General features: G+C 55.9%; 10 protein-coding genes. 6 read left to right on the top strand and 4 right to left on the bottom strand.

The features are described 5' to 3' along the window. Positions 1-2: 2 nt before the first annotated feature. Both nfo and EKN38_RS00755 read right to left on the bottom strand, forming a co-directional pair. The gene (gene nfo / locus EKN38_RS00760; protein ID WP_014832700.1) at positions 3-860 is read right to left on the bottom strand and encodes a deoxyribonuclease IV; all 858 of its coding nucleotides are present in this window, start codon (positions 858-860) and stop codon (positions 3-5) included. Positions 861-923: 63 nt separating this feature from the next. Beyond that, the gene (locus tag EKN38_RS00755; RefSeq protein ID WP_014832699.1) at positions 924-1970 is read right to left on the bottom strand and encodes a YeiH family protein; all 1047 of its coding nucleotides are present in this window, start codon (positions 1968-1970) and stop codon (positions 924-926) included. Positions 1971-2067: 97 nt separating this feature from the next. Between EKN38_RS00755 and yieE the strand changes: the two genes are divergently transcribed. Continuing rightward, a complete protein-coding gene (yieE, locus tag EKN38_RS00750) occupies positions 2068-2934 on the top strand; it encodes a DNA-binding transcriptional regulator YeiE (protein WP_014832698.1) in 867 nt (288 codons plus the stop codon). Positions 2935-3092: 158 nt separating this feature from the next. Continuing rightward, entirely contained in the window at positions 3093-4562 is a 1470-nt protein-coding gene (locus EKN38_RS00745; RefSeq protein ID WP_014832697.1) for an amino acid permease, read from the top strand. Between the two features lie 54 nt (positions 4563-4616). On the opposite strand, the gene EKN38_RS00740 is transcribed toward EKN38_RS00745, so the two are convergent. Continuing rightward, on the bottom strand, positions 4617-6602 hold the full coding sequence (locus EKN38_RS00740; RefSeq protein WP_043951790.1) for a ligand-gated channel protein: 1986 nt from the start codon (positions 6600-6602) through the stop codon (positions 4617-4619). Between the two features lie 244 nt (positions 6603-6846). After that, a complete protein-coding gene (fghA, locus tag EKN38_RS00735) occupies positions 6847-7683 on the bottom strand; it encodes an S-formylglutathione hydrolase (RefSeq protein ID WP_014832695.1) in 837 nt (278 codons plus the stop codon). A gap of 138 nt (positions 7684-7821) precedes the next feature. Between fghA and EKN38_RS00730 the strand changes: the two genes are divergently transcribed. The 4 genes from EKN38_RS00730 (at position 7822) to galS (ending at position 12095) form a co-directional block, all read left to right on the top strand. Continuing rightward, positions 7822-8970, top strand: coding sequence for a YbfB/YjiJ family MFS transporter (locus EKN38_RS00730; RefSeq protein WP_126521578.1), 1149 nt, complete (start codon positions 7822-7824; stop codon positions 8968-8970). A gap of 102 nt (positions 8971-9072) precedes the next feature. Further along, positions 9073-9741, top strand: a complete 669-nt coding sequence (folE, locus tag EKN38_RS00725) for a GTP cyclohydrolase I FolE (RefSeq protein WP_013097957.1) — start codon at positions 9073-9075, stop codon at positions 9739-9741. An 18-nt stretch (positions 9742-9759) separates the two neighbouring features. Further along, on the top strand, positions 9760-10917 hold the full coding sequence (gene yeiB / locus EKN38_RS00720; protein WP_014832693.1) for a DUF418 domain-containing protein YeiB: 1158 nt from the start codon (positions 9760-9762) through the stop codon (positions 10915-10917). A gap of 155 nt (positions 10918-11072) precedes the next feature. Beyond that, positions 11073-12095: an HTH-type transcriptional regulator GalS gene (gene galS / locus EKN38_RS00715; RefSeq protein WP_014832692.1), complete on the top strand. Its 1023-nt coding sequence runs from the start codon at positions 11073-11075 to the stop codon at positions 12093-12095. Positions 12096-12191: the final 96 nt, after the last annotated feature.

The raw sequence follows: 12191 nt of genomic DNA, 5'->3' as shown, positions 1-12191 counted from the left end.
TTTTATGCCGCCTGTTCAGCGGTCTGCTGCGCCTTCAGCCAGGCGATCTCTTCCGCCCAGATATCCGGATTGATGGTTTCCAGCACCATGGGGATACCATCGAAACGGGCGTCCTGCATGATAAAGCGGAACGCATCATGGCCGATATTGCCTTCGCCCAGGCTGTGGTGGCGGTCTACACGGCTGCCAAAAGCGCTTTTGGCATCGTTTAAGTGCATCCCGCGCAGATACTTAAAGCCCACCACGCGTTCGAACTCATCGAAGGTGTTTTTTGTGGCCTCGGTTGTGCGCAGGTCATAACCGGCCGCAAACGCGTGACAGGTATCGATACATACGCCCACGCGGGATTTGTCTTCCACGCCGTCGATAATGGCGGCCAGATGTTCGAACCTAAAACCGAGGTTGCTGCCCTGACCGGCGGTATTCTCAATCACCGCAGTCACACCCCGGGTTTTATCCAGCGTGATGTTGATGGACTCCGCAATGCGCGCCAGGCAGGCTTCTTCGTCTATCTGCATCAGGTGGCTACCGGGATGGAAGTTCAGCAGCGTCAGCCCAAGCTGCTCGCAGCGCTGGACTTCATCAAGAAACGCCTCGCGGGACTTCTCAAGGGCTTCTTCGACCGGATGACCGAGGTTGATCAGGTAACTGTCGTGGGGAAGGATTTGACCCGGCCCGTAGTGGTATTTCTCACAGGCGGCTTTAAAATCATCAATCACTTCAGCGGTAAGTGGTGCGGCGCGCCACTGACGCTGGTTTTTGGTGAACAGGGCGAAAGCGGTCGCCTCAATTTCGGCGGCGCGAATGGCGGCATTCGCAAGGCCACCAGCAGCGCTGACGTGCGCTCCAACGTATTTCATAAAGGACTCCTGTTAACCCGAAATGCGTATCATAGCGGGTTAACAGGAGAAGGATGTAGTGGTTTATGCCATCAGGCTGTGGACCACGAGGTTAATCGCGCCGCCACCCACAATCAGCCAGATGAAGAGCACCAGCGCCATCAGCAGCGGTTTTGCACCGGCTTTTTTCAGTGCGCTGACGTGCGTGGTCACCCCCAGTGCCGCCATCGCCATCGCCAGCAGCACGGTATCCAGCGTCACCAGCATATCGACCACCGCTTTTGGCAGCAGGTGGAAGGAGTTGAAAATCGCCACCACGATAAACAGGATCGCAAACCACGGAATGGTGATTTTACTCTTCTGGTTACTGCCCGCTGGCGCAAGCTGTTTCACGCGGGCGGCCAGGATAATCAGGAACGGTGCCAGCATCATGACGCGCAGCATTTTGGCAATCACCGCGGCGTTTTCGGCTTCCGGGTTAATGGCGTGACCTGCCGCCACAACCTGCGCCACTTCATGCATGGTTGAACCAATATAGATGCCATAGGTCTCCGGGCTAAACCAGTGGGCAACCAGCGGATACATGGCCGGGTAGAGGAAAATAGCCAGCGTACCGAAGATCACCACGGTCGCGACGGCCACCGTGACTTTGCTGGATTCCGCCTTGACGACAGGTTCGGTTGCCAGCACCGCCGCCGCACCGCAAATACTGCTCCCGGCACCAATCAGCCAGCTGGTCTGTTTATCCAGGCCAAAGATTTTCTGCCCGATAAAGCAGGCCAGTAAAAAGGTACTGGTGAGGGTCAGGACGTCAATGGCGATACCGCTGATGCCGACATCGGCAATCTGCGAAAAAGTGAGGCGAAAGCCGTAAAGAATGATCCCGAGGCGCAGCAGATGCTGCTTGGCAAAAATAACGCCGCCATCACAGGACTTCCAGATATGCGGGTAAACGGTATTACCCACGACCATGCCGAGCAAGATCGCCAGCGTTAAGGCGCTAAAACCAGCACCGGCGACGGCGGGAATGCTGCCGCCCCAGAGTGCCACGCCGGTGACGACCGCGCTGAGGGCAAGACCCGGCACGAAGTGCCACAATGTACGATGATGCTGTAAGGTAATTTCTGACATAACCTTCTCCTTTGTCTGGCTAAAGGTTACGGCGCGCTGGCTTAAAAATAAAATTGATTATATACTTATAATTAATCTATATAAGTGGTAAGCAACCATGCACATTACATTGCGTCAGCTGGAAGTCTTTGCCGAAGTGCTGAAAAGCGGGTCGACGACACAAGCCTCACAGATGCTGGCACTTTCCCAGTCTGCGGTCAGCGCGGCCCTGACCGATCTTGAGGGTCAGTTGGGCGTGCAGCTCTTCGACAGGGTAGGGAAGCGGCTGGTGGTCAACGAGCATGGTCGCCTTCTGTATCCCCGTGCGCTGGCGCTGCTGGAACAGGCGACGGAAATTGAACAACTGTTCCGGGAAGAAAACGGCGCCATCCGTGTATATGCCAGCAGTACCATCGGAAACTACATTCTGCCGGAAGTGATTGCCCGCTATCGCCGGGATTTCCCGACCCTGCCGCTGGAGATGAGCGTCGGTAACAGCCAGGATGTAATCAACGCGGTGATCGATTTCCGCGTGGATATCGGTCTTATCGAAGGGCCGTGCCATAACGTCGATATCATTGCTGAACCTTGGCTGGAAGATGAACTGGTGGTCTTCGCCTCGCCGGCCTCGTCGCTACTGCAGGGGGAGGTGACGCTGGAGCGACTGGCGCAGGCGCAGTGGATCCTGCGTGAGCAGGGCTCTGGCACCCGGGAAATTGTCGATTATCTGCTGCTCTCCCATCTGCCCCATTTCCAGCTGGGCATGGAGCTTGGCAACTCAGAAGCGATTAAGCATGCGGTCCGTCATGGTCTGGGGATTAGCTGTCTCTCGCGGCGGGTCATTGCTGAACAGCTGGAGGCCGGAACGCTGGTTGAAATTCCGCTTCCGCTGCCAAAACTGGTGCGCACGTTGTGGTGCATTCACCATCGTCAGAAACACCTCTCCAGTTCGTTACAGCGTTTTCTGCGCTATTGCGCCATTTAAAAGCGCCCCTCACCCCAATGGGGAGAGGGAAAAATTATGCTTTACTTATAATCCTGGCCGAGTCATGAAGGTCTCTTATAACTCAGTATTTCTGCCGGAAGGAACGCGGATCGTCTGCTACAATCGCGCCTCATTTATTAGATGGACAGCATTTTCACATGGTTTCAGAAATTAAAACCACAGAAGCGCCCGCGCTACGTCGCGAACTCAAGGCGCGTCACCTGACGATGATCGCCATCGGCGGCTCAATCGGTACAGGTCTTTTTGTTGCCTCCGGGGCAACCATTTCGGCAGCAGGCCCGGGTGGGGCGCTTTTCTCTTATATCCTGATTGGCCTGATGGTCTACTTCCTGATGACCAGTCTGGGCGAACTGGCCGCATACATGCCGGTATCAGGTTCGTTTTCGACCTATGGTCAGAAATACGTTGAAGAAGGGTTCGGCTTCGCGCTGGGCTGGAACTACTGGTACAACTGGGCGGTTACCATCGCCGTTGACCTTGTCGCCGCACAGCTGGTGATGACCTGGTGGTTCCCGGACACGCCAGGCTGGATCTGGAGTGCGCTGTTCCTCGCGGTCATCTTCCTGCTGAACTACATCTCCGTTCGCGGCTTTGGCGAAGCGGAATACTGGTTCTCTTTGATCAAAGTGGCAACCGTCATCATCTTTATCGTCGTCGGTGTGGCGATGATCGTTGGTATTTTCAAAGGTGCAGAACCTGCAGGCTGGAGCAACTGGACAATTGGTGATGCGCCGTTTGCCGGTGGTTTCTCGGCGATGATTGGTGTGGCGATGATTGTTGGCTTCTCCTTCCAGGGAACCGAGCTGATTGGTATTGCCGCCGGTGAATCTGAAAATCCGGAGAAGAACATTCCGCGCGCGGTGCGTCAGGTGTTCTGGCGTATTCTGTTGTTCTATGTATTCGCGATCCTGATCATCAGCCTGATCATTCCGTACACCGACCCAAGCCTGCTGCGTAACGATGTCAAAGACATCAGCGTCAGTCCGTTCACGCTGGTCTTCCAGCATGCCGGTCTGCTCTCTGCGGCGGCGGTGATGAACGCCGTGATCCTGACCGCGGTACTGTCCGCGGGTAACTCAGGGATGTATGCCTCAACCCGTATGCTCTATACCCTGGCCTGTGACGGTAAAGCGCCGCGTATTTTCGCAAAATTGTCTCGTGGCGGTGTGCCGCGTAACGCACTGTATGCCACAACGGTCATTGCTGGTCTGTGCTTCCTGACCTCCATGTTCGGTAACCAGACGGTGTACCTGTGGCTGCTCAACACCTCTGGTATGACGGGCTTTATCGCCTGGCTGGGGATTGCTATCAGCCACTACCGCTTCCGTCGCGGCTATGTGATGCAGGGACACGATCTGAACAACCTGCCGTACCGTTCCGGGTTCTTCCCGCTGGGGCCGATTTTCGCCTTCATTCTGTGTCTGATTATCACCCTGGGCCAGAACTATGAAGCGTTCCTGGCGGACACCATTGACTGGGGCGCCGTCACGGCCACCTACATTGGTATTCCGCTGTTCCTGGTGATCTGGTTTGGTTACAAGCTGATGAAAGGAACGCACTTCGTTCGCTACAGTGAAATGGAATTCCCGGAACGATTTAATAAATAAACCGCACTTCCTCTCTTTTAGCCCGCTCATTTGAGCGGGCTTTTTTATGCGGGATTAGAAGCTGTACGTCATGCCGACGGTATAGCGGCGGCCGTCGAGTACGGTGTCGTAGGTATCGTAATCAATCTGCTTATCAAGCACGTTGTAAACGCCGGCGGTGACCAGCAGGTTTTTATTCGCGTTATAGCGCAGACCGACATCAACCTGGGTATAGGACGGTGTGCCCTGAGACATTGAGGTACGGCTCAGGTATTCAGACGTTTTACCGCGCAGGTTCAGACGGCTCCAGAACCCGACATCCGGCGTGGCCTGCCAGTCAAGGGTGGTGTTGAACATATGCTTCGGCATTTTGTTCAGCGGCTTGCCAGAGAATTGGCCACTTTTCTGCTCCGATTCCGTGTAGGTGTAGTTGGCGGTCCAGTTCACATCACGGGTAATTTTCCAGCCGAAGGTGGATTCCACACCGCGCATGTTCGCTTTGTCCACATTGACGCGGTCGCTGACGAAATCATAGGTGTGATTACCAATGGTGCAGGCAGGATCGGCGCTGCTGTTACAGCGGCGCACTTCGGTGATCTTATCCTTGAAGTCGGTATTGAACAGCGTCACTCCGGCATTCAGATTGTCGCTGTTATCCCAGAGCAGGGCGATCTCTTCGCTCAGGCTCTTCTCCGGTTTCAGATCCGGATTGCCGACAATGATGCCATCAAGACGTCCACCGCCCGTTGCCTGGCCCCAGCTGGCTGAAGACTGACGCAGGTCCGGCGCACGGTAGCCAGCGGAGACGCCACCTTTTAGCGTCCACTGATCGGCCAGATGCCACACGCCATAGCCGCGTGGCGTCCAGTTGGTGCCGTAGTTTTGGTCTTTATCCATCCGCAGACCACCGGTCAGCGTAAAGCTGTCGGTCATCGCCCATTCATCTTCGGCAAATAGCGCCCAGCTCCAGCGCGTCAGTTTGTTGAGCCCATCAGCGGCTTGCAGCTGGTTGCCGTTATCGCGCAGTTTCTCATAACGATACTGCCCGCCGAGGGTCAACGTATGGTCACCCAGGAAGATCTGGTTCTGGTTGTTGAACGTCGTGTTCCAGGATCGCATGTCGCGATCCGGGTTGTTGGTCTCTTCCTGCTGAATGTAGCTGGTGGTATTGAAGTCGCTGTAATAGCCGTTATGGGTTAATGCGTACGTCGTATGCTCGTAGCGCGTCTCACTCTTTGTGTTCGGCTTGCAGGTGTTGCCGCGGCAGGTTTCTGTCGCTTTGGACATGCCTGGCGTGCTGTTTCTGTCCTGAAGTTCACGGGCAAAATCGAGATCGAAATCATTCTGCTCGTCCGGGGTAAAGTTCAGTGTAATGCCGCCGTTACGCATCTTCTGCTCGTTATACCCGTTGACGATTTTATCTTCCGCGCGGCGTGACAGCAGTCCCGTCACTTTTGCCCCCAGCAGGCCGTCAATCAGTGGGCCCGAAGCATAGGCGTTGGTCTGGAAAATATCGCCGGAATCATTGTTTTCCTGGAACGTGGCATCGCCATGTAAAGAGCCGGTCCAGGCTTTGGTATTCGACACTTTTTTGGTGATCACGTTGATCACACCGCCCATGGCGTCCGAGCCATACAGCGATGACATCGGGCCGCGGATCACTTCGATGCGTTCGATGGACTCCAGCGGCGGCAGCCAGCCTTGTTCAATACCCGCGTTATCGCTGTTTGGGCGCGTGCTGCGGGTACTGATACGTTTGCCGTTGACCAGAAACAGCGTGTACTGGGAAGCCATGCCGCGAATGCTGATATCGCTGCTGCTGCCCCCACCGGTGACGACCACGCCCGGTACATCTTTCAGCGCATCGGTGACGTCGCGGTACGCTTTGTCTTCAATTTGCTGTTTCGAAATAACGGATATCGAGGCGGGGGCATTCTGGATCTTTTGTTCAAACCCGGTGGCAGTGACGACAACGGTGTCCTGTTCGGCTGCGTGAACGACGTGGGGAAGTGTGGCGACGCCAACGGCGATAGCCAGTGCCTTAACGCGAGGTATAGTCATTTTGTACATTCCGTATAAATGAAAAAAACTCCATCGGGATAACCCTGATAACGCTATGTCTTTGTCTTGTAAGAACGCTTTGTGATGGAGAAGAGGCTCGAATTGTACAAAAGAATGTAGATTTGTAAACACAAATGATAATCGAAATCATTTGTGTTTGATGTGAAAGGCAGACTACTGAGGTGATTCACTCCGATGGCAGGGTATGCCCGGCACGCAGAGCGTCACCGGGCGAGAAGGGGATTTACCCGAACAAATGCTCCGCATGGAAACGAAGATGATCCTCAATAAAGGAGGCGATGAAGTAATAGCTGTGGTCATAGCCTGGCTGAATGCGCAGCGTCAGCGGCCAGTCCTTCTGACGTGCGGCTTCAGCCAGCACGGCAGGTTGTAATTGCCCTGCCAGGAACTGATCCGCATCACCTTGATCGACAAGCGTCGGGATCGTACTTCCTGGCTGGCTCGCCAGCATCAGGGCGCAACTGTCCCATTCCTGCCAGCGTTGCGCGTCATCGCCCAGATAATTTGTAAAGGCTTTCTGCCCCCACGGGACCTGGGTGGGGTTCACAATTGGCGCAAACGCGGACACGCTGGTGTATCTGCCCGGGTTTTTTAGCGCCATGATCAACGCGCCGTGCCCACCCATAGAATGCCCGCTGATGGCACACCGGTTGCTTACCGCAAACTCACGCTGGATCAGCGCTGGCAGCTCGTCGGCAATGTAGTCGTACATGCGGTAATGGCTTGCCCACGGCTGCTCGGTGGCGTTCAGATAGAACCCGGCCCCTTTGCCCAGATCATATCCAGCATCGTCCGCCACCTCATCACCACGCGGGCTGGTGTCTGGCATCACCAGGGCGATACCCAGCTCGGCCGCCACACGCTGCGCGCCCGCTTTAGTGGTGAAGTTCTCATCGTTACAGGTTAACCCCGAGAGCCAGAACAGAACCGGAGGCTTTACGCCTTCTCTGGACGGCGGCAGGAAAATGCTGAACGTCATGGTGCAGTTCAGTACGGCGGAGTCGTGGCGCCAGCGCTGCTGTCGACCTTCAAAACAACGATGCTCTTCGAGCAGTTCCATGCAGGGCTCCTTAATGCGAATTGCTATTCATTCAGTCCATAATACAGAGTTTTCATTTACCTGTGAGCAACTTTCACTTTCGCAAGACAGCGAGATACTGCATCATAAATTTACTTTTTATTAACAACTGGAGCGGTCATGGCGCTGCGAATTGCGCTCAGTGGATTTGTGGTTCTGGTGGTGGCGATGGGGATTGGGCGCTTCGCGTTTACTCCACAGGTGCCGCTGATGATTGCCGCCGGGCAACTCACGCTCACCAGCGCAGGTCTGGTGGCGGCGATGAACTATCTGGGCTATCTGGTGGGCGCATGGGATGCGATGCGCGCCCATCGCTTTGTTGAAACCCGCCTCTGGCTGGGCATTACTGGCGCGGTGGCGCTGACGCTGCTTTCCGCCGCGGCAGATAACGCGCTGGTACATGGTCTGCTGCGCTTTGTGATTGGCTGCATGAGCGGCTGGTCGATGGTGTTGATTGCCGCCTGGACCAACGAGCGGCTGGGGCAACTGGGTAAACCGGGCCTGAGCGCGGCCGTGTTTGCCGGGCCGGGTGCAGGTATCGCCCTGAGCGGATTGCTCGCGGTTTATATCCATGCGAAAGCGTTATCGGCCGGGGCTGCATGGCAGATCTACGGCGTGCTGGCACTGGTGCTTATCGCATTGATTGCCCGCTATTTACCGCGTGCCGGGCAACTTCACCGGCCGGGCAGTGCGCCTGAACCATTGATTCTGACGCAAGATTTAAAGCGCCTGGTCTGGAGCTACAGCCTGGCCGGGTTTGGCTACATCCTGCCTGCGACGTTCTTATCGCAAATGGCGGCCGTGCGTTTCCCCGGTAGCCTGTTTGCACAGTTTGTCTGGCCGATCTTTGGCATCGCCGCTGTGGTGGGCATCGTGCTCAGCATCGTTTTGCGGCACACCTCTACCTCGAACCGCAGGCTGGCTATCGTGCTGTGGTTACAGGGGGCGGGCGTGCTGGCGGCCTGGCTACTGCCGGGGATTGGCGGCTTGCTGACGGGCGGTCTGCTGGTGGGGGGCGGATTCCTGTGTGCCGTTCAGCTCTCTTTACTCTACGGGCGCGAACTGGCACCCGATCATACCCGCTACATGGCGGGGCTGCTGACCACCGGTTACGCCATTGGCCAGTTAGTGGGGCCGATGACCTCAGCGTTATCCACCTGGCTTACCCACAAGCTTGAGCCTGCACTGGGGCTGGCAGGCGTGGCGCTGTTCATTGGCGGCGCGCTGGTGTGGAACCGTCAGGCTGAAAGGCAACAGCAATTGCAATAATTATCGTCGTGAATACTGGATTATGTGCGCCGCCTCACGCACAATGAGCGCACACTTTTGCCACAACGAGGGCAGAAGACGCCACACCTGCAGGAGAAAAGAATGTCATCACTCAGTAAAGAAGCGGCCCTTGTCCACGAAGCCCTGGTTGCGCGCGGTCTTGAAACGCCACTGCGTCCACCCGTTCAGGAAGTGGATAATGAAACCCGTAAACGTCTGATTGCCGGGCACATGACCGAGATCATGCAACTGCTGAATCTCGATCTGAGCGACGACAGTTTGATGGAAACGCCGCATCGCATCGCAAAAATGTATGTCGACGAAATTTTCTCCGGCCTGGACTACGCCAACTTCCCGAAAATCACCGTCATTGAAAACAAAATGAAGGTGGATGAGATGGTCACGGTGCGTGATATCACGCTGACCAGCACCTGTGAACACCACTTTGTGACCATCGACGGTAAAGCGACTGTGGCTTACATTCCAAAAGATACGGTGATTGGTCTGTCCAAAATCAACCGTATCGTGCAGTTCTTTGCCCAACGCCCACAGGTGCAGGAGCGTCTGACGCAGCAGATCCTGACCGCGCTGCAAACGCTGCTGGGCACCAATAACGTCGCGGTCTCCATTGACGCGGTTCACTACTGCGTGAAAGCGCGCGGTGTGCGTGATGCTACCAGTGCGACCACCACCACGTCGCTGGGCGGTCTGTTTAAATCCAGCCAGAACACCCGCCAGGAGTTCCTGCGCGCCGTGCGTCACCACAACTAATCAGACAGGGCAGGGACCATGGAGCGAAACGTCACGCTCGATTTTGTTCGCGGCGTCGCCATTCTCGGTATCCTGCTGCTTAATATCAGCGCCTTCGGCTTGCCGAAGGCCGCCTATCTCAACCCGGCCTGGTATGGCGACATCAGCCGCAGCGATGCCTGGACCTGGGCGATCCTCGATCTTTTTGCCCAGGTGAAATTCCTCACCCTGTTTGCGCTGCTGTTTGGTGCTGGCCTGCACCTGCTGCTCAAACGCGGCACGCGCTGGATACAATCACGTCTGACGCTGCTGGTTCTCCTTGGCTTTATTCACGGCCTGTTCTTCTGGGATGGTGATATTCTTCTCGCCTATGGATTGGTCGGGCTGATTTGCTGGCGGCTGATCCGCGACGCGCACAGCGTAAAAAGCCTGTTTAATACCGGCGTCATGCTCTATGTCATGGGGCTTGGCGTACTGCTGTTGCTGGGTATGATTTCCGGCGAGGCGACCAATCGCTCGTGGATACCGGACGCCGCCAACCTGCAGTATGAGCAGTTCTGGAAGCTAAAAGGCGGCGCGGAAGCGATAAGCAACCGTGCGGATATGCTGGGCGATAACCTGCTGGCGCTGGGTGCGCAATACGGCTGGCAGCTGGCGGGGATGATGCTGATGGGCGCATCCCTGATGCGTACCGGCTGGCTGAAAGGGGAATTTAGCCTGCGCCACTACCGTCGCACAGGAGCCTTGCTGGTGCTACTGGGGGTGGCGATCAATCTCCCGGCGGTGATCGCGCAGTGGCATCTTCACTGGGATTACCGCTGGTGCGCTTTCCTGCTGCAGGTTCCGCGCGAGCTCAGTGCCCCGTTCCAGACCATCGGCTACGCCGCGCTCATCTATGGCTTCTGGCCGCAGCTCTCCCGTCTCTGGATTGTCAGTGCCGTTGCCTGCGTCGGCCGCATGGCGTTAAGCAATTATCTGCTGCAGACTCTCATCTGCACCACGCTGTTCTACCGATTTGGCCTGTTTATGAAATTCGACCGCCTTACGCTGCTGGCATTTGTTATTCCGGTCTGGATGGTAAACCTGACGTTTTCGGTTATCTGGCTACGCTATTTCCGCCAGGGGCCGCTGGAGTGGGGGTGGCGTCAGTTAACCGCAAAAGCGTCAGGCGTTTCATTGAGTAATACATCCAGATAACGATCTGGATCACAATCATTAACAAAACGGATGTAACCGTTTTCATCTGTGTGAGCTTCTTCACGTAGTCCCTTTTCTCTCGCTGCCAAAATAGCCACCTTGCTAAACACAGGGGGTGTCTGTGAGTTGCTGCAATCCTTTTAAGGATGGTGAATATGATCACCATTCGTGACGTCGCCCGTCAGGCGGGCGTTTCTGTGGCTACCGTCTCTCGCGTGCTAAACAATAGTGCGCTGGTCAGCCCTGAAACCCGTGAAACCGTGATGAAAGCCGTGACCCAACTGGGTTACCGGCCCAATGCTAACGCGCAGGCGCTGGCTACCCAGGTCAGTGACACCGTGGGCGTGGTGGTGATGGACGTGTCGGATGCGTTTTTTGGGGCGCTGGTTAAAGCGGTGGATGTTGTCGCCCAGCAGCACCAGAAGTATGTGCTGATCGGCAACAGCTATCATGAAGCAGAAAAAGAGCGCTATGCCATCGAAGTGCTGATCCGCCAGCGTTGTAACGCGCTGATTGTCCATTCAAAAGCCCTGAGTGATGAAGAACTTGCCGGATTTATGGAGCAGATCCCCGGCATGGTACTGATCAACCGTATTGTGCCCGGCTATGCCCACCGCTGCGTAGGGCTGGATAACGTGAGTGGCGCGATGATGGCCACGCGAATGCTGATTAATAACGGGCATCAGCGGATCGGATATCTGGCGTCCAGCCACGCGATTGAGGACGACGAACTGCGTCGTGAAGGCTGGCAAAACGCCCTGAAAGAGCACGGCATTGCGCCTTCTGAAAGCTGGGTAGGTACCGGCACACCGGATATGCAGGGAGGGGAGGCGGCGATGGTCGAACTGCTGGGCCGCAACCTGCAGCTCTCTGCGGTGTTTGCGTACAACGACAGCATGGCCGCCGGGGCACTGACCGCGTTAAAAGATAACGGCATTGCGGTGCCACAGCATTTATCGTTGATCGGTTTTGATGATATTCCCATTGCCCGTTACACCGACCCGCAGCTGACAACGGTACGCTATCCCATTGCCTCAATGGCCAAACTGGCAACAGAACTGGCGTTACAGGGCGCGGCAGGGCAGCTGGATCCGGGGGCAACTCATTGTTTCATGCCGACGTTAGTGCGTCGTCATTCGGTCTCTGCCCGGCAAATTGTGGTTCCGATCACTAACTGATAAAGCGAGCTGATGTAACCGTTTTCAATCTGTGAGTAAATTCACAGTATCTTAACAAGGCGCTGACTATGATGTCAGCGTTTTAGGGGCTGAAAC

The organism is Enterobacter sp. WCHEn045836 (assembly GCF_003965585.1).
In the GTDB taxonomy this organism is placed as follows: Bacteria; Pseudomonadota; Gammaproteobacteria; order Enterobacterales; family Enterobacteriaceae; genus Enterobacter; species Enterobacter dissolvens.
This window is presented reverse-complemented; position numbering and strand designations above follow the sequence as displayed.